This window comes from Alkaliflexus imshenetskii DSM 15055, from assembly GCF_000517065.1.
In the GTDB taxonomy this organism is placed as follows: domain Bacteria; phylum Bacteroidota; class Bacteroidia; order Bacteroidales; family Marinilabiliaceae; genus Alkaliflexus; species Alkaliflexus imshenetskii.
Genome location: NZ_KI912105.1, coordinates 997,712 through 1,023,247 on the forward strand (window position 1 = coordinate 997,712; position 25,536 = coordinate 1,023,247).

The 25,536-nt window shown below is 44.3% G+C and carries 15 protein-coding genes; 8 read left to right on the forward strand and 7 right to left on the reverse strand.

Annotation, left to right across the window (positions count from 1 at the left end):
- Positions 1–51: 51 nt before the first annotated feature.
- Positions 52–690 (reverse strand): MBL fold metallo-hydrolase, encoded by a 639-nt coding sequence (locus ALKIM_RS0104195; protein ID WP_026473548.1) that lies wholly within the window; start codon positions 688–690, stop codon positions 52–54.
- Between the two features lie 98 nt (positions 691–788).
- On the reverse strand, positions 789–1,448 hold the full coding sequence (locus tag ALKIM_RS0104200) for a protein-L-isoaspartate(D-aspartate) O-methyltransferase (RefSeq protein WP_026473549.1): 660 nt from the start codon (positions 1,446–1,448) through the stop codon (positions 789–791).
- A gap of 156 nt (positions 1,449–1,604) precedes the next feature.
- Here ALKIM_RS0104200 and ALKIM_RS19130 point away from each other — a divergent pair, with 156 nt between their 5' ends.
- Positions 1,605–3,101: a sugar transferase gene (locus tag ALKIM_RS19130; RefSeq protein ID WP_052345352.1), complete on the forward strand. Its 1,497-nt coding sequence runs from the start codon at positions 1,605–1,607 to the stop codon at positions 3,099–3,101.
- A gap of 224 nt (positions 3,102–3,325) precedes the next feature.
- Here the strand turns inward: ALKIM_RS19130 and ALKIM_RS0104210 are convergent, their stop codons facing one another.
- From ALKIM_RS0104210 to ALKIM_RS0104230, 5 genes are all read right to left on the reverse strand, one after another.
- Positions 3,326–6,106, reverse strand: a complete 2,781-nt coding sequence (locus ALKIM_RS0104210) for an alpha-amylase family glycosyl hydrolase (protein WP_026473550.1) — start codon at positions 6,104–6,106, stop codon at positions 3,326–3,328.
- 94 nt (positions 6,107–6,200) lie between these two features.
- Complete coding sequence (locus tag ALKIM_RS0104215) at positions 6,201–7,151, reverse strand: alpha/beta hydrolase (RefSeq protein ID WP_157363768.1); 951 nt, start codon at positions 7,149–7,151, stop codon at positions 6,201–6,203.
- A 75-nt stretch (positions 7,152–7,226) separates the two neighbouring features.
- Positions 7,227–8,723, reverse strand: coding sequence for a SusF/SusE family outer membrane protein (locus ALKIM_RS0104220; RefSeq protein WP_026473552.1), 1,497 nt, complete (start codon positions 8,721–8,723; stop codon positions 7,227–7,229).
- 10 nt (positions 8,724–8,733) lie between these two features.
- On the reverse strand, positions 8,734–10,362 hold the full coding sequence (locus ALKIM_RS0104225) for a RagB/SusD family nutrient uptake outer membrane protein (RefSeq protein ID WP_026473553.1): 1,629 nt from the start codon (positions 10,360–10,362) through the stop codon (positions 8,734–8,736).
- 45 nt (positions 10,363–10,407) lie between these two features.
- Positions 10,408–13,413 (reverse strand): SusC/RagA family TonB-linked outer membrane protein, encoded by a 3,006-nt coding sequence (locus tag ALKIM_RS0104230; RefSeq protein ID WP_026473554.1) that lies wholly within the window; start codon positions 13,411–13,413, stop codon positions 10,408–10,410.
- Between the two features lie 643 nt (positions 13,414–14,056).
- On the opposite strand from ALKIM_RS0104230, the gene ALKIM_RS0104235 reads away from it, so the two are divergent.
- The 7 genes from ALKIM_RS0104235 to ALKIM_RS0104265 all read left to right on the forward strand — a co-directional run bounded on the left by ALKIM_RS0104235 (position 14,057) and on the right by ALKIM_RS0104265 (position 25,496).
- Positions 14,057–15,070, forward strand: a complete 1,014-nt coding sequence (locus ALKIM_RS0104235; RefSeq protein ID WP_026473555.1) for a LacI family DNA-binding transcriptional regulator — start codon at positions 14,057–14,059, stop codon at positions 15,068–15,070.
- Between the two features lie 514 nt (positions 15,071–15,584).
- Positions 15,585–16,916, forward strand: a complete 1,332-nt coding sequence (locus ALKIM_RS0104240; RefSeq protein WP_026473556.1) for an MFS transporter — start codon at positions 15,585–15,587, stop codon at positions 16,914–16,916.
- An 89-nt stretch (positions 16,917–17,005) separates the two neighbouring features.
- The gene (gene pgmB / locus ALKIM_RS0104245) at positions 17,006–17,653 is read left to right on the forward strand and encodes a beta-phosphoglucomutase (RefSeq protein ID WP_026473557.1); all 648 of its coding nucleotides are present in this window, start codon (positions 17,006–17,008) and stop codon (positions 17,651–17,653) included.
- A gap of 10 nt (positions 17,654–17,663) precedes the next feature.
- The gene (locus ALKIM_RS0104250) at positions 17,664–19,979 is read left to right on the forward strand and encodes a family 65 glycosyl hydrolase domain-containing protein (protein WP_026473558.1); all 2,316 of its coding nucleotides are present in this window, start codon (positions 17,664–17,666) and stop codon (positions 19,977–19,979) included.
- On the forward strand, positions 19,972–21,837 hold the full coding sequence (locus ALKIM_RS0104255) for a glycoside hydrolase family 13 protein (protein ID WP_026473559.1): 1,866 nt from the start codon (positions 19,972–19,974) through the stop codon (positions 21,835–21,837). Before ALKIM_RS0104250 ends, ALKIM_RS0104255 begins: the two co-directional genes overlap by 8 nt.
- A gap of 271 nt (positions 21,838–22,108) precedes the next feature.
- On the forward strand, positions 22,109–23,482 hold the full coding sequence (locus tag ALKIM_RS0104260; RefSeq protein ID WP_026473560.1) for an alpha-amylase family glycosyl hydrolase: 1,374 nt from the start codon (positions 22,109–22,111) through the stop codon (positions 23,480–23,482).
- A 355-nt stretch (positions 23,483–23,837) separates the two neighbouring features.
- Positions 23,838–25,496 carry a M28 family metallopeptidase gene (locus ALKIM_RS0104265; RefSeq protein WP_173400715.1) on the forward strand — a complete coding sequence of 553 codons (1,659 nt, stop codon included), beginning with the start codon at positions 23,838–23,840 and terminating at the stop codon, positions 25,494–25,496.
- Positions 25,497–25,536: the final 40 nt, after the last annotated feature.

Here is a 25,536-nt window from a genome sequence, read left to right on the forward strand (position 1 = left end):
AACAGCCATTTGCCAAATGATTAATATCAGAATCCGAAACCAAACAACGACTTAAAGAAATGGGTTAGAGTTGCGCTCATTTCCGATTGTTGTTTGAGGACCATGCCCGGGAAAAACAGTCACATCATCAGGCAATACCATAAGTTTCTCATTTATGGTATCGATGAGCAAATGGTGGTTTCCACCTGGCAAGTCGCTGCGGCCCACACTCCCTTGAAACAGCACATCACCTGCAACAAGAATTTTGTGTTCGGCATTGTAAAAGAGAATGCCTCCAGGTGAATGGCCCGGAACGTGTATCACAGAGAGTGTTGTATTTCCGAATTTCACCAAATCACCCTCATTGAGGATTGTTTCGGGCATTGGCGGATTTGCATCCATATTCACACCAAACTGACGCGCGTAATCTTTTGTTTGAGAAATAAGAAACAGATCATCGGCATGCGCTTCCGGCTTTAATCCATAAGTATCAACCGCGTATTGCAAGCCAAACACATGGTCGAGGTGAAGGTGTGTTTGCAGAATTTTAACAGGCTTCAATCCCATGGTCTCGATGGCTTGCGACAACTGCTGTTTTTCGGCGTCGAAAAGCATGCCTGGATCCACAATGGCACATTCGCCGGTCTCATCGTATAGTAAATAAGTATTTTCCTGAAACGGATTAAAAACAAATGTTTTTACCTGAAGCATAATATATTACAGTTTAGTTATCTATTACATGACACATGACGGGTTAAAGAAAAGGTGGTTAAGTAAGCCAGTGAATTTAAGACTAACAGCATTTAAAACTATTTGTTCCACGCCACGCCCGAGAGCATAGGCACAAAAGCACATTCTCCGAACGCCTCTTTCTCAAACTCATCCTCACTGATACGTTTTATCCGCGTCATCGTCTGAACGCGCGCGCCCACCGGAACAACCATGTAGCCGCCAATTTTTATCTGAAGCAGAAGTTTTTGAGGAATTGCTGCTGCACCGGCAGTAACCACAATGCCATCGAAAGGCGCTAAATCAGGCAGACCTTCATATCCATCACCAAGATAAAAACGTACCCGTGAATATCCCAGGGAGGGGAGCAGACGCTTGCATTTATTATATAAATCGGGCTGGCGTTCGATGGAAAAAAGGTTTATTCCCATTTCGCACAGAACGGCGGCCTGGTAACCAGAGCCTGTGCCAACCTCGAGTACCCTGTCGCCAGCTTTAACATTCAGCAAAGTGGATTGCTGAGCCACGGTTGAGGGCTGAGATATGGTTTGCCCGGCACCAATTGGAAAAGCCATATCGCGGTAAGCAAACTTTACAAAAGAACTATCAAGGAACAGATGTCGTGGCACTTTACCGATTGCTTCCAGCACCTCAGCACTTGCAACGCCTTTCGCTTCAAGCTCCTTCACCAGCCTGGCACGCAACCCTTTATGCCGAAATGAATCATTTTCGAGAATCATGAGAGAATCAAACGTCTAACAGTTTAACATGTAACAACCCTTGATACGAATAATCAGGGATAGCAAATATCCTATTTTCTGTGCGAAAAGATACTAATAAATATATTGTAACGTTATATTTTTACAAAACAGGAAACATCAACAGGTCAATCTTAAATGTCACAAAAAAGCTTTAAAACTTATTTTCCCGGGTCACTTGCCATTGCCGCTGATTACATTATAGGCCTGGCACTCTTAATTAATGTACCATCGCTAATAGACAAGTCGGGTCTAAACAGCATCAGCCTTGCGCCATACATAAACTTCACTTATTTAATTCCTGCGGCACTTGTTTTTTTGTTTTCGATGTTTGGCAGTTATAAGCAGCATGGTCTGACCATTGGACATGTATCAACCCGGCGTCCAATTATTGCGCTTACAATGCTATTTATATCGTTGTTTATTATCATATCATACGCATCTAACGGGACCTACAGCCCGCCGAGGTATTTACTCAAACTGCTAGTTGTTACAGGAATTTTTTCAGTTCAGATATCTATTAGCCGACTCATTATCCATCTGCTGTTTACCAGTTTGTTAAAAAAAGGGGTATTCACTTACAATGTACTTATTGTGATGCACAATTTGCCCGAAGCACCATATCTGAAAGAGATTCTTAGATACATAGAAGTAAACAATCTTACTTTGACAGGCTACTGCGGAACAGAGAAATTCAAAATTGATAGCAACACCGACCAGATAGTTTACCTTGGCAAATATAAAGATGCACCCGAGGTGGTAAAAACCCACGACATTGATGAGGTGATAATTCTTAAACACTCGCAGAAGAGCAAACAAACTGAGAAAATTCTACTGGAAATTGACACCGCAAAGGTTCTGATAAGAATGGCTCCAGGCACCATTGAGCCCGTTTCGGGCAGGTTGGGCAACAGCCTGACAGAACTGCCCGTGGTAGCGATTCAACCGCGTAATATGAATTTCATATTCCGCATTGTTAAAAGAGTTTTCGATTTGTGTTGCGCCGTTATTGGTCTGCTCATGACAATTCTGATTTACCCTTACTTTGCTTACAGAATAAAAAAAGACTCTGAAGGCCCTGTATTATACAAACAAGAACGCATTGGCAAAAAGGGGCGTCCCTTCATGCTATACAAATTCAGAACGATGTATACCGATGCTGAAAAGAGTGGGCCGCAATTGGCAGAAAAAGATAATGATCCGCGCATCACTCCATTTGGGATATTTCTACGACGCAACCATTTGGATGAGCTGCCCCAGTTTTGGAACGTAATAAAAGGTGACATGTCATTGGTTGGGCCACGTCCGGAACGTGCTTATTACGCTAACCAACTGGCAAAAGAAGAACCCTATTACCATTTCATAACCCAGGTAAAACCGGGGCTTACATCTCTGGGGATGGTAAAATATGGCTATGCGCACAACCTGGAGCAGATGACAGAACGGATGGTTTATGACATTGCTTACATTAACAATCACTCCATCCTCACCGATTTGCAGATTATCGCCGGAACAATTGTCTATCTGCTCAAACGCATATTCTTCCGAAACATTCCGAAGGAGCAACGCAGTTCATCGTCTGTTGAAATGAGAACATCCGGAAAAGAGTCATGTCCTCAAATTTCACAGGAATAAACTCCTGTTGTAAAAACATCGTTGCGAATTCTGACACAGCAAAACAATGCTTAAACGCCGAGAAAATTGTGCATTGTTTAATGCAGAGTTAAAGACCATCTTTCACGAAAAAAATAAGGGATTACCAGATTATGTCAGCCCAACCGGAAATGATGTTCCGGATTGCTGACATAAAAGTGGTAATCCCTTAACAATAGGAATAGATTAAGATACTGAGGAACTAGTTATTTGATAAACTTATGATGCTCAATGACTCCACTCACCATTCTCAGTTTTAACATGTAAACGCCTTTGGGCAAATGACCAGTCTGAATATTGACTGCGGCAAGCCCGTCGCCGGCCTGATAGATTACTTCACGGCCATTCACATCAAAAATTTGAACTGTTTGGATACCTGCTGGCGCACTAACCGAGAGCTGGTTGCCCACCGGAATCGGATGCAGAACAGCTGTTATTCTGGCCTCGGGACGCTCATCGGTTGATGAAGCCGCCTGAAAACCCTTCATCTTTTTGGATGAATACATCACAAACTCACCAGGAGCCAATCCTATATGCGAATTCAGATTGTTTACAAAAACACTGTCGCCACGGAAATGGTTGTACCACCATCCGGTTCTGCTAAACCTGGGTGCAATGGAGCGTCCTTGAATGTCGAAGTTACCGACCAGTCTCACATCATTGTCTTCGTGATTCAAAGCCATAAACTTTACAGCACCGGCAACTTCCATCACATAATCATCCGTGGCAAACGCCGGTTCAGTTGTCTTAAGCTGAATCATGTTGGTATACAGATTTAGTAGCTGCGAGCGATCAGGATCCTGAAGATAATCCCATTTTGGTGGCTTTTTGCCCAAACGTCCGCCGTTATCAATACTTATGTCGAAGCCCAACTCCCCAAACTGCCAAATCATTTTTGGTCCGGGAATGGTAAACAAGAAAGCCGTAGCAGCCTGCTTACGCTTAAGCGCATCATTCAGATTGCGAACAGAGTACTCAGGTGTTTGCACACCCCAATTAAGCGCACGATACATTATTCGTTCCTCGTCGTGGCTCTCCATATAAGCCACCAGATTTGGTTCGTTCCAATTTCTACGTGTGTATGATGCCCATGAAAAATCAGACTTATTGCTCTCATGATAGCCCATAACAGCCTCGCTAAAAGAGTGGTTCATATTGCCCCACATCAAAATACCATAGTCGGCCAACACCTTCTCCTCTGAGTTATCGGCCAAATGCTCAAAAATAATGATGGCATCCTCCTTATAGGTTCTGATTTGATCCACCATGCGTTTCAGAATGGCGATACGACCGGCATCATACTCGCTGGCCCACGACGATGCAGGATACTCTTTATTGGTGAAACCCTTGGTAAAGTCGAAACGAAATCCGTCAATCTTGTATTCGTGAATCCAGTATGACATGATGCTGTCGATGAGCGCATGGGTATAAACGCTCTCGTGGTTAAACGGAAAACCCCATTGCAGTCCGGGATTCTTTATGTTGTTCTCACGGTTATACCATGGATTATTGTTTGCAGCTTTTCCACCTTCGAAATACATTTGCAGTAGTGGCGATTGACTAAATGAATGGTTCAACACCATATCCATAATCACAGCAATACCTCTTTCGTGACATGCATCAATAAAAGCCTTATAATCATTGGCAGTTCCATAGGCTTTATCGGTGGCAAAATAGAATGATGGATTATATCCCCAGCTATCGTTGCCTTCAAACTCATTAAAAGGCATAAGTTCGATGGCATTTACGCCAAGGCGCACAAAATAGTCGAGCGTATCGGTGATGGTTTTGATATCGCCATTGGCAGTGAAATCGCGGATAAGCACTTCATAAATCACCAAATCCTCGTTTGCAGCAGGTTTAAAATCTGCTACACGCCACTGATAAGCAGGCGGAGCCGCTTTGAATACCGAAGCCAGACCGCTGGTTTTATCAAACGGATAAGCTATCAGGTTGGGGTAGATTCTCTCCGGGATGTAGCGGTCGTTCCAGGGATCAAGCACTTTGTTGGTGTATGGGTCTGCCAAACGGAGCTCTCCATCGATGTAATACTGATACACATACTCTTTTGCGGGCTCCAGATTTTGGACAGTAAGCCAGAAGAACTCGCCATCCTTTTTCATCTGCGACTCGGGACGTGGTTCCCAGTTGTTAAAATCGCCCAGTACATACACAAACTCTTTAAAAGGAGCCTGTAAAACAAGTGTGACGCTGGTTTCGGAAGTATGATTCACACCCAGACGCAGACCTACGGGGCGAGTCTGAACCTGCGCTTGCTCCCGAATAAAAAAAGTAATCTCATCAGATTTGGTTTCAGTGCCATCGGAAACTTCTAAACGAATAACATGGCTTCCGGCACCAGGAGCTGAGATGGTGTGAGAGATAGATAGTGCATTTGATTCAGCAATAAGCTCTCCATTTAGGAAAAGCTTCATTTCTGAGCCCAACATGGCATATCCTGCAATATTGATATCTTCTCCAGGTAAAACCAATGCACCTGAAACAGGAGAAGCCAACAAAGCTGTTAATTCCTCTTCATATACATCGATAAAAATATCGCGTCCGCCATCGTCTTTACCTTCCAGCCACTGGCTCCCAACTTGCGTTGCACTTCGAAACACGAGTGCCATTTTGAGAATTTTCTCGTCGGCAGGTACGTTATAATAAGTTCGTATGTCGCTTGGAATGGTTAATTGATAAGTGTTTGCAGCCACGCGAGATAATTTTGCTTTTGCCACATTAACCCCCCAGTTGGACACAACATACTTCCAGTCAGAATCGCCGGTGCTTTTGCTAGTGATAACGCCGGTGTGGGCATACACATCGCCGGTGTAGTCCATCAAACCACGGGAGCCTCTATCGGCATGAAAAGTAATGGTGACAGGCGTTCCTTCGGTCACAAAAAAGGGATTGGGAACCACTACCTGAGCAGTAGCCCAACCCGACCAAAGGCATAACGCAAACAACAATGTAAAAAATCTCTTCATCTGAAATGATTTATAGTTTCTATATTATAAATACTACTTTCAAATCCTTATCAAAGAAGCGAACTCGAACGATGATTAAACTCAACATCCTGAATCATTCGTTTGTATGAGTTCCCAATAAAAATTTGAACGGAAAATGCAATCTTCTGTTCCATGCATCTTCAGAGTGGTCCTCACCCTCAAAAGCTAAAGTCCTCCAGTTTTCTTGCGAATACCCTTTTTCAATCATTACACTATCCACTTTTTCTTGCAATGGTGGATAAAGAGCATCCAGTCCTTGGGTACCAAAATCAAAATAAATACGATGATCTCCGGGCTTGGGCAGATGTGTTGACAAATAATCAACAAACGCATTAGGTATAGGGTTATCCTCCACGTGAAATATCCCAGGCCAATGTGTAGACAAACAAGCTGCCCCGGCAAACACTTCCGGATACTCGCAAAGTGCATAAAGCGAGATAAGAGCACCCATGCTTGAACCGGCAATAAAAGTATACTCCCTCTCTGGTTTGGTAGCAAACTGTCTGTCAATAACAGGTTTTAACTCACTGACAATAAACTTTAGGTACTCATCAGAATAAATTTGGTCTGCAGTAAAAACAGATTGAGTATTCATCCTGACAGCATTTATTACAACATCACGCTGGCTTTCAGAGAGCATTTGAAAAGGTTTCATGGGAAAATATTCGTTGTGACGCAACTCTCCTCCATTCCAAATCCCCACAACAATGCAGGGAATAACACTCTCCTCAATTAGCAATCTGCTGATGGTTTCATCCACTTCCCACTCTTGATGATTCCAGGTAGATGATGCATCAAACAGCATTTGTCCATCGTGCATATACAACACCGGATAACTCTCGTTGATGTTATAACCTGGTGGCAGCCAAACATCGACATGCCGGCTTATGATAAAATCAGACTTAAAACTCTTTAAACGTACAATTTTACCATCATGAACCAATGGCAAATCGCTACAACCTGTTAATGTGGCGATTAATAAATAAAAAATCCTAAACTTCAAGCCATCTTTCAGTGTTTTCATTTTAAATTTGATTATCAAAATGGTAAAAGGTTGCCCTACTCAGGGCAACCTTTCTTCAACAAACCTTTACAAGAATCAATACATAGTGATCCACTTTTCAGCCACATCAATTGTTATGGTGTAGGTTCCAGCTGGTCCTTTAAACCAGAGGTTTTCATCACCATCTTCACGATCAGGTTGAAGGGCATTTTCAAGATACAGTGCCGGAACTGTGGTGAAATATGGAAAATTATATCCATCGCCCCAGTCCTGTTGTTTCAGGAATCTGAATCTGTCAATGGCAAATTCAGTTGTTGCGCGATATCTGTTTGGCGCGATATTCTTCATAGGTAGCGCATCACCTGCACTCCAACCAACGCTTACAATTGCAGCTCCAACAAGATATACGTTTGTACCGTCGTCAGAATAAGGCAGGTCGAGTTCAATGGTTTTCTTATTAACATCTACAGTCACCACATAAGTGCCCGGAGTACCTCTGAACCATAAGTTTTCATCGCCATCTTCACGATCTGCCTGACGGGCATTTTCCAGATTACTGTTAACATATCCGGTAAAGAATGGGAAGTTGTATCCATCGCCCCAATCTTGCTGCTTAAGGAATCTGAACCTGTCGTTAACAAAGTCAACTGTTGCACGATATACACCAGGTGCAATGTTCTTCAATTCCTGAGCATCACCAGCGCTCCAGCCAACAGCAGGAACAGCAGCACCAACGATGTAAATTCGGGTTCCATCATCTACAGTACCATCTGATGGAGCAGGTGCAATGGTAATAGTTTTGGTTTCTATGTTAACGGTGATAACATATTCACCGGGTTCACCTTTGAACCAGAAGTTTTCATCACCATCTTCACGATCTGGCTGACGGGCATTCTCAAAATAATCGAGCGGTACAGAAGTAAAGAATGGGAAGTTCCATGAGATTGGACCCCAATCCAACTGACCAAAGAAACGGAAACGCTCGTTTGTGAAAGTAGTAGTAGCACGGTATGTATCAGGTGCAATATTAACCATTTCGATACCGTCACCGGCACTCCAACCTGAAGGTACAGCAGCACCAACCATATAGATACGGGTTCCATCATCCGTTGTACCATCAGATGCTATTTTGTAAGGAGTTACATAAATGCGAACCACATCAGAATACAATCTGATATTGGTATCATTAACAGATGTAACTACCCGCACATAAGCAGCCGCTTCAGCCATTGGCTCATATCCTAAAGCAAGAAGCGCCTTGTTAAGTTCTAAAACCGTTACTGAAAATGTGCCATTCGCACGACTTAAAGTACCGGGTAAAACTCTGGCAGCTGAGAAATCTGAGCTAGAAGCCGATAGCTCTACTCTATAATCGACAGCAACACTAGCAGAAAGCTCCGCCAAATCAAAGTCAAATACTATAAGTTCACTGGCATTGGCAGCCAGAAGTTCAAAATCATCATCGCTGGCAGGGCTTACCAATTCGGCAGGTATCGCCTCGTCCAGGTCGAGTACAATCTTCACTTCGTCTTCACAAGAGGCGAAGATGAAAAGACCCAATATTGCAATTAATAAGAATTTAATATTTTTCATAGTTGTCCGATTAATTGGTATAACCATCATTTTGAGTCAAGTTGGGATTGGCATCCAAATCGTTAGAAGGAATAGGATACAAATCTCTAAAGCTATCGGTAGCCCGGCCTTCTTTCACATTTCCCTTCCATGTCCAGATATAGGCTCCACCTGTGTGTTTGCCAAAACGAACAAGGTCGGTACGCCTATGAGCTTCCCAATACAACTCTCTACCGCGCTCATCGAGTATAAAATCCAATGTCATTTGTGCATCTGAAATCCGGTTGGTGGTATTACCAAAAGCACGGTCGCGCAATGCGTTGATATATCCCAGAGCAGTAGCTCTGTTACCACCCTGACCACCACGAACAACAGCCTCAGCATACATTAGGTAAGCATCTGCCAGGCGGAATACAGGAAAATCAGTGCTGGCAAAATCACCTTCGGCATTCGGCGCTTGCTCACCGGTAGAAGTAAAGTTGGTAAATTTATTCACACCAATACCATGGTTAAAGGTACCCACGTTATCAATCTCCCATCTCCAGTTTCCAGGATGGAACCAGAAATAAGCGCGCTTATCGGCACGTGCAGTAAATGCGGGATCTGCTTCGGTAAAATCACTTTCAGAAATACCAAACAGCTCTACAAAATTCTTGATGGTGCGGATACCACCCCATCCACTTACACCATTTGCAGGCATATTGGAACCACGAGACGCGTTCAGAATAAATGTCATCCCTCCATACTGTTGTGTATTGGTTGCATCAAAAGCAATTGGAAAGATAATCTCCGGGCTTGTATGATTATCAGCTGCAAACATTCTTCTGTAGTTTGGATCCAGCGCATATCCACCTTCATTGATTACCTTGTTCAAATACACTAACGCTTCTGTGTTCTTATTGGTGTTGATATATACACTTGCATTCAGGTAAAGCTTTGCAAGGAGCATCCAGGCAGAAGCTTGGTCAACACGGGCATACTCGTTTGTGTTTGCTGCTTTAAGCTTACCTTCAATATCTAACAACTCAGCTTCGATATAATCGAATAAGTCGGCTCTTGAAATCTGTTGCGGATAAAACGCACCTGGCAAATCATTTTCAGTAACAAAAGGCACGTTACCAAACATATCAATTGCATGCCAATATGAGAAAGCGCGCAAGAACCGTGCTTCAGCCTGATAATACTTCAAGTCTTCTAAAAACTGGCCGCTTGCGCTACCCATTGCTGAGTTGGTAACGCGTACATACTCATTTGCCAAAGAAATTGCATAGAATATTCTGGAATAGAGTGCAGAAATAAACACATCATTGGGAGCCCAGGTGTGCCAGTGGAAATTCTTAATTGTGGCATCATCCCACGCCATGATGGCTTCGTCGGTAGAAAGTTGCTGCAAACCCCAGTACTGACGCAGGTAGTTACCAAAGTTCTCATCAATACCTTCGATGTCGGGCATACCGCCGCCACCACCTTGTTGTCCGCTGATGGCATAAGTAGCATACACACGGGCAAGCGCCTGCTTGTACGACAGTTCATTTTTAAACACGTTGGTTGAAGTTGCCTCATTGGGATCAATGGGCTCCACATCCAAATCGTTGATGCACGAGGTGAATGCCATCATCACAGCCAGTGCAAATATTGAAAGGAATTTTATATGTTTCATACTTAATGTTTTTGCTTTGTGATTAATCGTATGCATTTCAAACGATTAGAAATTCAGGTTTACACCCAACATGAAAATTCTGGGTCTTGGGTAGATGTTGTTATCAATACCGCCATCAACTTCAGGATCCAGACCGGAATAATCGGTTATTACAAAAGCATTTTGAACCGTAGCCGACACACGACCATTAATTCTGTCACTCAGAATTTTATCAAATGAGTACCCAAGTGTAATATTGTCCATTCTGAAGAATGAACCATCTTCGAGGTAAACATTTGACCAATACTGTGCTGTATTGAAATTGGTTCTGGTAACGGCTTTAGGTATGTTAGATAGGTAACCAGACTGGTTATACACATTCTGATAAAGTGCACGGTTAGATGCATTGTTGTTGTACACATCGTTGCCAATACTCAAACGTCCTGCAAAAGAGAAGTCAAACTGCTTGTACTTCAATTCAGAAGAGATACCAATCAGGAAGTCAGGGGTTGGCGTGCCCATAAAGTATTTGTTGTCGTTGTTTCCGGCTACATTACCGCCCAATCCTGTTTTATCCTCATACAATCCTTCGATTGGCATACCATCGGTACCATAAATCTGGCGGAACAAATAGAATGTATTTGCAGCCTGACCCACACGGTTCCACATCACGTTGTTACCTACACCACCTGAAATACCACCAACTGGATATCCAAGACCAGCTCCTTCATTATCAAGTCTGGAAAGAGAGGTAATTTCGTTTTTGTTGGCAGAGAAGTTTGTTCCAATCACCCAGCTAATGTCCGGTGTAGAGATGGCGCGATAGTTCAAAGCCACTTCAACACCTTGGTTTTCCAATGAACCTACGTTGGTGGTTAGGAAGTTTGAGAAGTTGGTACCGGCAGCAATCGGGATACTGGCAATCAGGTCAACTGTTTCGCGGTGGTACACATCCACAGAACCGGTTAAACGGTTATTCATGAATCCAAAGTCTAAACCAATGTTATAAGTGGTAGTCTCTTCCCACTTCAGGTTGGCATCGTATGGGTTCGGACGCAGTGTGGAATAGTAAGTGTCACCAAACTGATAATAGGCACCTGGTTGGCTTTCACGATAAATGGGGATGTATGGGTAATAACTATCACCGATGTTCTGTTGTCCGGTAACACCATAACCCAAACGAAGCTTCAGCTCGCTAAGAAAATCTACGTTTTCAAGGAATGATTCCTCGTTAATTTTCCAGGCAAAAGCACCTGCAGGGAACATACCCCAACGATTGTCTTTTCCAAAACGTGAAGAACCGTCATAACGCAGAGTAGCCGTAAAAAGGTAACGATCCAATAGGGTATAGTTGGCACGGCCAAAGAAAGAAACGATGTAGTTTTCATTCTTATACGACGATCTGATTTCGCCAGGGTAAGCACCGTTTACCATTTCGTGCGGACGATTATGGCGTTTTCCTGAACGGTAGAAATGTTGCCATCCGTAACCAGCAGTAGCATCAATACGATGTATACCAATCTCCTTATTATAGTTGAAATAGAAATCCAACAGTTGATTTTTTCTGATGTCTGAATAGTTCTGAACATTTGAGGCAGGCTCACGACCGGCCCATGAAGCACGCAAGTCGGTGATATTGTGACCGTCACTTTCAGAGTATTCCATACCCAAATTCAGATTGGCTCTTAGATCAGGTAAGAATGGCATTGTATAGTCGAACTGCACATTACCAATGGCCGACTGCACATCTGACTGATTGTCGCGATAATCCAAACGAGCCAACGGGTTATGTGTGGCAATGTTAATTGGCGTTCCGTTTAACTGGTCAGCTTGATCTGGCTCAACCCATGCAAAGTAGCCTCCATAGCGTGTGTTGTTGTTACGAATAGGCTGCGTTGGGTCAAATTCAAATGCAGAATAGATAGCGTCGGTATTAGAAAAGTTGTTGTGAATGTCCATCCCTTTAAGGTTAACAGTCACTTTCAGGTTGTCATCAAAAAACGTTGGTGTAACGTTAAGCGAAAGTGTTGTTCTGCTCAGACCAGACTCTTTAAGAAGACCATTCTCGATGGTATGACCCACAGAAGCACGGTAAGGAACACCTGCATAACGTCCAAAAAAACTGAGGTTATGGTCGGTAGAAACTGAGTTCCTATATACTTGATCCTGCCAATCTGTATTGGCTTCACCAACACGCGACAGAGCCAGTACATCCATTCCATGGTTGGCAACTCTATCGGCAACCAAAGCCCGGAACTCATCGCCATCAAACATGTCGTGGTATTTAACAAGCTGCCCTACAGACATATTACCATTATAGCTAATATTTAGGCCATCACGTGTACCTTTTTTGGTAGTAATAATAATTACACCATTAGATGCTCTTGAACCGTAGATAGCAGTAGCAGAGGCATCTTTAAGCACAGTCATCGACTCAATATCATTTGGGTTGATGGTAGACAATACGTTGGATAAACCAGCGATACCACCGCCATCAATAGGGAAACCATCAATTACAATAAGTGGGTCGTTTGAGGCGCGCAGAGAAGAACCTCCACGGATACGGATAGTTGATCCTGCACCCGGAGCACCACCTTGTGATGTAATTACAACACCAGGAATCTTACCAGTGATAAGACCTTGAGGTGACGAGATGGCACCTTTATTAAAATTATCGGCACCAATAACGTTAACAGCACCTGTGGCATCTGACTTACGAATCTGGCCGTAACCAATTACCACTACCTCATCAACACCAATCACACTGGATCGCATTGTAACGTTATAAACAGATACACCTGCTTCAATAACACGTTCTTCGGTGTTGTATCCTATAAATGAATATTGGAGTACTTCTCCAACATTTACTCTTAAATTATAGGTACCATCGGCACTGGTAATAATACCGCGTGCAGTTCCTTTGACAAATACAGTAACTCCAGGCAGGCTCATACCGTCACCGGCATCGGTAACACGGCCTGAGATGGTCACTTCCTGGGCGAATGCTCCAAATGGGATTAGCCATCCCAAAAGAAGTAACAGGACTTTCTGTTTGTGCAACATCTTCTTCATAAAACAAGATTTAGTTAATGTTTATTAAAATAAGAATGGTTCGAATTGAATCATCGCACGTTTGCGAATAAAACCTGTAACTGGGGATTAGGCAGGCTTCTGCCACTAAATAATATCAATCTGAAGCCATCTTGGTTGTGACAAATATAAAGCAAACCTCATAGGTTGTAAACAATATTTAACAGGGTTTCGCAATTTTTCGCACGCCGTTTTTCGCAAACGTTTGCGGTTACGTTTGCGGTTACGATTGCATTAAAATTAGTATGCTGTATAACATGTTTTGAACAAACACTGCGTTTCGTACGAAAAATTTATGGTCATCGAAAACAATAAATTTAACAACGCCAAAAACACGCATCTTTCTTATTTTTAATCAACTAAAACATCTTAACTTAAACTAAAAACTAATAAAATATCACAAAACCACACACAATTAAGATTTATTGCTTACAATTTTAAAGTTTTTCACTAATTTTAAATTCCAAGGGAAAATCAATCACTTCCGCAAATTGCAGACTGAAACCGTTGCACTGCGTATTGTCACCTTAACATACCCCAAAAAAGTGACCTTAAAATTGCGAACCAAGCATAAAAAGCACATTGAATGATGCCTATCCATAAATCCGGCATAAAAATCTGACAGATGAAACCAGCACACATAACCATAAAAGATATTGCACGCATACTAGGCGTATCTCCTTCTACAGTTTCTCGAGCGTTAAAAGATCATCCGGACATTAGCGAAGAGACGCGTAACCTCGTTAAATCCTTTGCCGAAAAGGTGAAGTACCGTCCCAACGCACTGGCTCTAAGCCTTCGGAAGCAAAAAACCAATACCCTGGGTCTCATCATTCCGGAAATTGTCCACCACTTTTTCTCCTCAGTAATTAGTGGCATGGAAGATCTTGCTTATGGCGAAGGCTACCACATGATGATATGCCAAAGCAATGAAAACTACTACAGAGAAGTGATAAACACGCAAGCCCTGCTCGATCACCGGGTAGATGGATTACTTGTTTCAGTAAGTAAAACCACCCGTGACTATAAACACCTACACAATGCCATTGAGAATGGCATCCCTATTGTATTCTTTGACCGTATTTGCAATGAAATAGACTCGGACAGAGTAATAACCGACGATTTTGAAGGTGCGCGAATCGCTACCACACACCTGATAGAGTGTGGTGCGCGCAAAATACTCCATTTATCGGCTCCCCGGCATCTGTTAATAGGACTAAGAAGATACGAAGGCTACTGTCAGGCCTTGAAAAATCACAATATAGATATAGATGAAAAATTGGTTTTAAAATGTGATACACGCGAAGAGGTCATGACCATGCGCCAGCATCTGTTGTCGCTGGCACCCGAAATTGACGGCATTTTTGCAGTAAATGACAGTACTGCCATTGCAGCCATGCAGGTACTACAGGAGAATGGCTACAAAATACCTGATGACATCAGCGTGGTAGGATTTGGCGATGGCCCCATTGCCACTATCACCTCTCCCCCACTATCCACAGTTGAGCAAAAAGGCTATGAAATAGGACGTGAAGCGGTACGTCTGCTCATCCAACGCCTGGAAAACCCAACAGTACAACTGGGCTTTCAGACAAAAATTGTAACGCCCACATTGAAAAAAAGACAATCGACACGGTAAGCAATCATCTTCCGAAAACGATTGCAGAAAAACAGCTAACTAATTTACTACCTGAACGAAACTTTTTTATCACACATCCGCAAACGTTTGCAATGGGCATTTAAACCATTTTCACAAATATAAGGCTCAATTAATTATCACTTAAATCCTTTACCTTGAAATTGTAATATAATATATTTGCATTGTAACAGGGGATTATTCGCTTACTTCTACTACTAATAACATGACGTCACGGATGCGTTCTGCATTTCGATTTCTGCACGTTCATTCTGTATCCATTTTCGGAAAATTCAACTACAACATCAAATTAAACAATGGTATTCATGCAGCTTGTGTGATGCATCATTAAGGTAAAAATTGTGGTTGCTAATGGGATATGGCAAAACAGAATAGCCAAAAAACCAGAGCATACTGCAAATTGTTTAGTGAAGAGATTTTTTGTGAAACAAACCAGGCGGCCAATATACCTTTGAAGGAATGGGAACAAATGACCGCTCACAATAACTATAAAATAATGAAACAACTACCTCGTCTATCCATTGCACAGATATGGAACATGAGCATCGGATTCTTGGGTATCCAGTTCGGATTTGCCCTTCAAAATGCAAATGCGAGCCGAATTCTCCAAAATTTTGGCGCCGATGTGGAGCACCTTTCATGGTTCTGGCTGGCAGCCCCCGTTACCGGGATGATTGTTCAGCCAATAGTGGGACATTATAGTGACCGCACATGGACACGCCTCGGACGGCGACGTCCCTATTTTCTTTTCGGAGCCATCTTTGCTGCACTGGCACTTATTTTCATGCCAAACTCGGGCTCTCTGGCAATGTTCATCCCGCCCATGTTTATTGGTGCCGGAATGTTAATGATTATGGATGCCTCATTTAATGTATCCATGGAACCATTCCGTGCGCTTGTGGCTGACAAACTGCCCAATGAGCAGCGCACCATGGGCTTCTCTGTTCAAACAACACTGATTGGGATTGGCGCAGTTGTAGGCTCATGGCTTACCTATGTGCTGGCAGAGTGGTTTGGTGTTTCTAAAGTAGCTGAAGATGGCGGTGTACCTGACAACGTCATATTCTCCTTTTATGTGGGAGCAGTGGTATTGCTTGCCGCAATCATCTGGACTGTGGTAAGCACAAAAGAGTACTCTCCCAAAGAGTTGAAAGATTTTGGCGTATCAACCGAAGAGGAGAACACCAATGAAAAAGATGCAGGTTTCATGCAAATTTTCAAGGATTTTGCTGCAATGCCAAAAACCATGAAACAATTGGGACTTGTTCAATTCTTCTCATGGCTCGCCCTTTTTGGTATGTGGGTATTTACTGTGCCTGCCATTGCCCAACACGTATATGGCACCAGCGACCCGCAATCGGCAGCCTATAACGATGCAGGCAACTGGGTTGGAATGCTGTTTGGTATTTACAATGGTGTAGCCGCAATATTTGCCATTTCACTTCCATTTATCGCAAATAAAATAGGTCGTAAGAGCACACATGCCATTTCGCTCACAATAGGGGCTCTGGGCTTGCTCTCCATCTATTTCATAAACGACCCTATGATGTTGATATTGCCAATGATTGCAATCGGCATCGCATGGGCCAGCATCCTTTCAATGCCATACGCCATACTAGCAGGCTCACTGCCGGCAGCCAAATATGGCATATACATGGGTCTGTTCAATTTCTTCATCACCATGCCTCAAATTGTGAATGGCATCTTTGGTGGCCCAATTATCAAAAGACTATTTGATTCTCAGGCCATCTATGCTCTGATAATTGCCGGAGTAAGCCTTTTGATTGCCGCAATTTCGGTCGCATTTGTGGAAGACAAACATAAATAACGGAAGGTGCACAACAGTAGATTCTTTTAATTGAATCGACTTTGCAATATCATATTTCTCAACCGGAAATTTATAATACAATAATTAAAATGATAAAAGCCTGTTTATTCGACCTCGACGGCGTAATTGTTGATACAGCCAAATACCATTACATAGCCTGGCGTGAGTTGGCCAAAGAGATGGGATTTGATTTTACCGAAAACGACAACGAACGTCTGAAAGGTGTAAGCCGCATGGCATCGTTGGATATTTTACTGGAGATTGGCGGCATCGAACTCAACCAGGAAGAAAAAGAGAAGCTGGCCACACGAAAGAACGAACACTACCTCTCCTTTATCCTGAAAATGGAACCGGATGAGATATTGCCGGGTGCAAGAGCGTTTTTGGAAACGTGTCGCGAAAATGGCATTGCCACCGCACTTGGCTCTGCCAGTAAAAATGCCATGACAATATTAAACCGATTGGAACTCACCCATTTGTTTGACGCCATTGTGGATGGCAACAAAACAGCCAAGGCAAAGCCCGATCCGGAGGTGTTTTTAAAAGGCGCAGAAGAACTTGGCGTTGAGGCCAGTCAATGTGTTGTTTTTGAGGATGCCGAAGCCGGTGTGGAAGCTGCCCTGGCAGCAGGGATGAAATGTGTGGGCATTGGCTCACCAGACATCTTGTCCAAAGCTGACATTGTTATCAGCGGACTGGACCAGATGGATATACAAAAACTGACTAACCTTATTTAACCTTACAAAGATGAGACAGTATCTGAAGCATGATGAGTGGAGAATCATCGAAGAAGGCTTTACCCCCGAATATCAGAAAGCATCTGAAAGTATTTTCAGCCTGGGCAACGGAAAAATGGGGCAGCGGGCCAATTTTGAAGAAAAATACAGCGGCCCTACCCTGCAAGGTAGTTATATAGCCGGCGTTTACTATCCCGACAAAACCCGCGTAGGCTGGTGGAAAAACGGCTATCCTGAATATTTTGCAAAGGTGCTTAATTCACCAAACTGGATTGGCATCAATGTAGAAGTGGAAGGCGAACAACTTGACCTTTTTAAGTGCAAAACCGAAAACTTTGTGCGTACACTTGACATGAAAAAAGGTTTGTTATCGCGCGCGTTTACGGCCACACTCGACAATGGAAAGCAAATTAAAGTGGAAGCACACCGTTTCCTGAGCATTACCGACGCCGAATGCGGGTTTATCCGCTACTCTGTTACTCCGGTAAACTTTTCTGGTTCAATAACTTTTGAACCGTATATTGACGGAGATGTGGAAAACGAAGACTCCAACTACGACGAAAAGTTCTGGAATATTCTTGAAACCGGAAGCAAATCGGGTGAAGCCTACCTGCTATCACAAACCAAGAAGCTCGATTTCAGAGTGGCATTTGCTATGAGCTGGGAGGTAAACAGTAAAAAAACAAATGTTTCGTCGATACACAACAGCGTTTGGGCGGGCAACCGCATCAAGGTGAGTGCCGAGAAAGGTGAAACCATTGTTTTTGACAAATTTGTGGGCGTAACCAGCACACTCAATCATACGGCGCAACAACTGGTGAGTGTAGCCCAACAACGTGCCATACAAGCCAAAACAGCAGGGTTTGATAAAATGCTGAAAGCACACGTGGCACATTGGGACACCATTTGGGAGCACAGCGACATTAAAATTGAAGGAGATGTGGCAGCCCAACAAGCCATCCGTTTTAACATTTACCAACTCAACCAAACCTATACAGGTGAAGATGAGAGACTAAATGTGGGACCCAAAGGTTTCACCGGCGAAAAGTATGGAGGCACAACCTACTGGGATACAGAAGCTTATTGCATTCCATTCTTTTTAGCAACCGCACCACAGCACGTAACACGTAACTTACTGGTTTACCGATACAAACATCTTCAAAAAGCCATCGAGAATGCGGCAAAACTTGGTTTCACCAACGGTGCAGCACTTTACCCAATGGTAACCATCAACGGGGAAGAGTGTCACAACGAGTGGGAAATCACCTTTGAGGAGATTCACCGCAACGGAGCCATTGCATTTGCCATTCACAACTACATTCGCCATACAGGTGACGAAAAATACCTGGAAGAATATGGTTTGGAGGTGTTGATTGGTATCGCCAGATTTTGGGCACAACGTGCCACCTGGTCGGGTGAGAAAAAGCACTACGTGATTTTGGGCGTTACCGGCCCCAACGAGTACGAAAACAACATCAACAACAACTGGTACACCAATAAAATGGCCGTTTGGTGTATGCGCTATGCGGCCGAGGCAGTAGAGAAGGTGCAAAAGATGAATGCGACCAGATACAATGAGATTCTGGAAAAAACTGCACTAAAAGATGTTGTTGAGCCTGCCAAATGGGTTGAAATAGCAGACAAAATGTGGTTCCCGTACAACGAAGAACTGAAAGTTTTTATGCAACAGGACGGCTTTATGGACAAGGAACAGCTTATGGCTGCCGACCTTGACCCAACCATCCGCCCACTTAACCAGAACTGGTCATGGGATCGCATCCTTCGCTCCTGTTTCATCAAACAAGCTGATACGCTCCAAGGAATTTATGTATTTGAAGAGGAGTTTGACACTGAAACCATCCGCCGCAATTTCGACTTTTACGAGCCAAGAACGGTGCATGAGTCGTCACTCTCACCCTGCGTGCACACCGTGCTGGCAGCGCGCATCGGCAATCTGAAAAAAGCTTACGAGATGTATTTGCGCACCAGCCGATTGGATTTGGACGACTACAACAACGAGGTGCACGAAGGCCTGCATATCACCAGTATGGCCGGCACCTGGATGTCGATTGTAGAAGGTTTTGGCGGCAAACGTGTGAACGATGGTAACTTGCGCTTCAACCCCATCATTCCCAAAGAGTGGACTTCCTATGCATTCAGGGTGGTGTATCGTGGCGACTATCTGGAAATAAAAGTCTCGCAAAAAGAGGTGGAAATTATCTCACACGCCAGCAAAAATGTATCATTGCTTGTGTACAACGAAAAAATAGAGGTGAAACCAAATGCTTCAATTAAAGTGGCATTAAAACCCGAATTCTATGCTTAGAAACAAGAAAGTGACATCAATGTTGCTCATTGCACTGATGGTTATGGGCAACGTTTTTGCCGCCATGGCAAGAACAACGGAGAGAATTGAACCCTCATCGTGGTGGATTGGCTTTAAAGAGCCAACCGTGCAACTGATGGCGTATGGCAAAGACATTGCCACCCTGCGTCCTGAAGTAAATTATCCAGGCGTAACCATCGAGCGCATCATTGCGGTGGAAAACCCAAACTATCTGTTCATCGACCTGAGAATCGAAAAAAATGCAAAACCGGGTAACGTACAGATTCAGTTTAAGCAAGGCAACCGGGTACGTACTACCCGCACGCTTGAATTGCTCGAACGTGAGAAAGGCTCTGCCGAGCGCGAAGGCTTCAACCAAAGCGATGCCATCTACCTCATCATGCCCGACCGGTTTGCAAATGCCAACCCCGACAACGACATGATTCCAGGCATGCTTGAAAAACCCAATCGTGCTGAACCTTACGGCCGTCACGGTGGCGACCTGAAGGGAATTCATGAGAATCTGGATTTCATTAAAAACATGGGCTTTACAGCCATCTGGCTAAACCCGGTTCAGGAGAACGACCAGCCACAGGCTTCGTATCATGGCTATGCCATCACCGATTACTATAAAATCGACAGACGTCTGGGCTCAAACGAAGAGTATAAAAAGCTGGTGGACGCCTGCCGCGCACGTGGCATCAAAATGATTATGGACATGGTGTTTAACCACTGCGGCAGCAAGCACTGGTGGATGAACGACCTGCCCACGGCCGATTGGGTGCATCAATATCCCGAATTTACTCGTTCTAACTACCGTTTGAGTACCGTTTCTGACCCTTATGCCTCAAAGGCAGATCTCGACCTGACAGTGCGTGGTTGGTTTGACACCACCATGCCGGATATGAACCTGAAAAACGAACTTGTTGCGAACTACCTGATTCAAAACAGCATCTGGTGGATTGAATATGCAGGTTTACAGGGCATACGCATGGATACGTACCCCTATCCCGATAAAGACGCCATGGCTACCTGGATGAAGCGAATCAAAAAGGAGTATCCGGATTTTACCGTTGTGGGCGAGTCGTGGATTTCAAATCCAGCCAAACTGGTTTACTGGCAAAAGGATTTCCCCAATCAGGACGGATACAACTCCTACATGAAAAACCTGATGGACTTTCCGATGGCCGAAGCCCTTGGTCGCGCCTTTAACGAAGGTGAAGGCTGGGACAGCGGACTGCAACGCCTATATGATGTGCTGGCCGACGACCATCTGTACCGTTATCCGTTCCATCTGGTGGTATTTGCCGAAAACCACGACCTTGGCCGCATGATGCACTTTTATGATGGCGACATCAATAAAATGAAAATGGCCATTGCATTTATTGGCACTGTGCGCGGCATTCCGCAATGGTATTATGGCAGCGAAATTCTTATGGGTGGCGACGGTGGCCGCAGTCACGCAGCCATTCGTCAGAACTATCCGGGTGGATGGCCCGGTGACGAGGTAAATGCTTTTACCCGCGAAGGACGCACCGCCGAGCAAAATGATGTGTTTGACTATCTGACCAAAGTGCTGAACTACCGCAAAACCAGCGAAGTGCTGCATCATGGTAATACTCTGCACTTCATCCCTCAAAACGAAGTATATGTGTACTTCCGCTATTTTGAAGATGAAGCTGTAATGGTGATGTTGAATAACAATCCGGACAATAACACCACTTTGGAGATGTCGCGCTTCAACGAAATTTTGAAGCACTACTCGCGTGGCAAAGAAGTGGTAACCGGAAAACAGTACGACAAGCTCGACAAAATTACCGTACCTGCCAAGTCGGCTCTGATTATTGAACTAAGGTAGTCTTTGTTAGATGTTTAGATGTAAGATAGATAGATGTAAGATGGATAGATAAGGTACGGTAGTAAGCTAGATGTTAAGCAGCATTATGGTTTTATCTATCAATCGAAGAATCTAGCATCATCTGACTCGATAAAAAAACTCTTTTAAAACCTTTAGAAATCCCCAGTTTTTACCAGGTTTTAATCTCTTTCAGTTAAAAATCCCAATCAGCGGTGCTTCATACCGAACACCGCTGATTTTATCATGTCACAAAATCACAAAACATAAACGAATGAAGAAACAACTATTTGTAACTGCCTTGCTGGCGCTGGCATTTATTGCCTGCCAGACCGGCAGCCGCCAACCGGTTCAAACCGAAGGTGCCAACATAAGCATGGCCCCGGTGCCGACATGGAGCCACGACGCGGTTATTTATGAAGTAAACGTTCGCCAGTTCACACCGGAAGGAACATTTGAGGCTTTTGCAACCCATTTGCCCCGGTTAAAAGAGCTTGGCGTTGACATCCTCTGGTTCATGCCCATCCATCCCATTGGCGAAAAAGAGCGCAAAGGAACACTGGGTTCATACTATTCCATCAAGGACTATAAAGGCGTGAACCCCGAATTTGGAACATTCGAAGATTTTAAAGCCATTGTTGACAAAGCCCATGAACTGGGCATGAAGGTTTTCCTTGACTGGGTGGCAAACCACACAGCATGGGACCATCCCTGGATTGAGCAACATCCCGAATGGTACGACCGTGACTCCATTGGTAACATGTTTGCACCGTTCGACTGGAGCGACGTGGCCCAATTGGACTATGAAAACCACGAGATGCGTGCTGCCATGATTGATGCACTGGAATTTTGGGTACGCGATGCCAACATCGATGGATATCGTTGTGATGTGGCAGGTCTGGTTCCTTTTGACTTCTGGGAAGATGCCCGCAAAGCGCTGGACGCCATCAAACCGGTCTACATGCTTGCCGAAGACGAGTCGGAACTGGTGCTGCTCAACAATGCTTTCAACTCCAACTACGGCTGGTCGTTTCACCACATCATGAATGCCATCGCAAAAGGTGAGCAAAATGCCACCCACGCAGCAGAATACTTTACCAACCTCTACAACACCTATCCGCAGGGTGCCTACCCTATGCAGTTCATCACCAACCATGACGAGAACAGCTGGGCAGCTACCGAGTTCGAAAGAATGGGCGATGCAGTTAAAACTTTTGCTGCACTCACGTTTGTAGTGGAAGGTATGCCTTTAATCTATACCGGCCAGGAAGTTGGCATGGAAAAGATGCTCGAGTTTTTTGAAAAGGATGAAGTGAGCTGGGAAGACCCACGCGGCATGACCCCGTTTTACCAATCGCTTAACAGACTGAAAAAGAACAATACAGCATTGTGGAACGGCAATGCCGGTGGTAAAATGGAACTTATTGAAACAGATACCCCTGAAAAAGTGCTATTGTTTACGCGGCATCAAAACCAAAACAGTGTTATCGCACTTTTCAACCTATCGGCCGAAACCGTATCTGTTACTGCCCAAACAGGTTATGAAGGTTCATTTGCCGACTATTTCACAGGTGCAGAAGTTTCAATGCCATTTTCAGGACTTGAGCTTGCGCCATGGAGCTATAAAGTAATAGCCATCAACGAGTAACCATTCCTTCAAATGGTCGCGAAGGCTGCTCTGCCAATTGGTAGGGTGGCCTTTTTTGATTTTAACAGACTGTTATACTGCCGTTGTAACACATCAACTGCCTGAATATCTGCACACTGTGCGTTATGAAAAAAATCCCTATCTTTGAATCCCCTTCAGTAACCGGAATGCAACTTTGTTGTTTAGCATTTAGATGTCAGATTTTGATTCCAGTTTGAACTCAAAAGTTACTCTATACATCTAACATCAAGCCTAAGTTTTTAACATTTGCCATTCCCGGATAAACCTTTGTTCGTCGAACAAATCCAATCGGAAATCTGTCTATTAATAATCAGAAATCATAAAAACAGAGACAATGCAACAAAACAAAGGGATTCTTTTTAAGCATTTTTCGATGCTCGTGCTGTTGGCCGTGGTGGGTTGCTCCGCACCGGGAGTGAAAATTGAACCAATGGGTGAAAAACTTATTTCGGACATAGAAACATTGGCTTCGGATGAGTTTGAAGGTCGCGCACCGGCCTCTCCGGGAGGCATGAAAGCAGTTGAATTTATCAAATCAAGATTCATTGAAGCCGGCCTGAAACCGGCCAATAACGGCTCCTACCTTCAGGCGGTTCCGCTGGTGGAGGTCACAGGTTATGACATTTCACCGCTGACCATTTCGGGCAATGGGCAACAGTTCCAACTGAGCTATCTGGACGAGATGGTGGTGGGCAGCTATCGTATGCAAGAGAGCCTGTCGCTAAACAACAGCGAACTGGTTTTTGCAGGATATGGCATTGTGGCACCGGAATATGGCTGGAATGACTACGAAGGCCTCGATGTGCAAGGCAAAACAGTGGTTGTGATGGTTAACGACCCCGGCTTTGAAAACCCCGACGAGGAACTTTTCACGGGACGCGCCATGACCTATTATGGCCGTTGGACCTATAAATTTGAAGAAGCGGCTCGCCAGGGTGCTGCCGGTGCATTAATCATTCACCAAACCGAACCGGCCAGCTATGGCTGGAACGTGGTGCGCAACTCCTGGTCGGGCACACAGTATGGTGTGGTTTCCAATGGCGCCAACGAAAGATTGATGGTTGAAGGATGGCTGCATCTGGATGCCGCACAAAAGGTGTTTGAAGCAGCAGGCGTTGATTTTGAGCAGGCGCTTCAAAGGGCAGGAAACAAAGGCTTTGAACCCGTACATTTGGGACTGAATGCCTCCGTTTCGTTTAAAAACGAGTTTAAACATGCCGAATGTTACAATGTAATCGGGTACATTGAAGGCAGTAAATATCCTGACGAGACCTTTGTTTACATGGGACACTGGGACCATTTGGGAAAACTTGAAACCGAAGAAGGCGTTCAGATATACAACGGCGCGGTGGACAATGCCACTGGTGTTGCGGGTCTTATTGCCATTGCCGAGCAGTTCAAAAAAAGCGGTAAAACGCCGGAGCGCTCAGTGGTTTTCATGGCTGTTACTGCCGAAGAATCGGGCTTACTGGGGTCAAAATTCTATGCCGAAAACCCGATTTTTGCCGTGGAGACAACTGTGGGCGGTATCAACATGGACGCCTTAAACGTTTATGGTGCTACCAATGACATTGTGACGGTAGGTTACGGATTTTCTGAATTGGACAGCTATCTGAAACGCCATGCAGCAGCTCAGGGACGCATCGTTAAGCCAAATCCATATCCGGAACGCGGCTACTACTATCGCTCCGACCATTTCAACCTAGCCAAACAGGGCGTACCCATGATTTATGCCAAAGGCGGCTCTGACTATATTGGACAGGATGAGGCCTATCAAAAGATGGTACGTAACGACTACGCCCAGCGCTACCACCAGCCCACCGATGTGGTGCACGACCTATGGACGTATGAAGGCATCTGGCAGGATTTGTGGCTCTTCTACAACATCGGCAGTGAGTTGGCCAATAGCAATGAATTCCCCAACTGGTCGGCCGACAGCGAGTTCAGAGCCAAACGAGACTCTACCGAAGAGAAGCGCAGAAACTCCAGATAGATATTTGGAATCTTAGTTATCAAAAAAAGCATCGGCATTT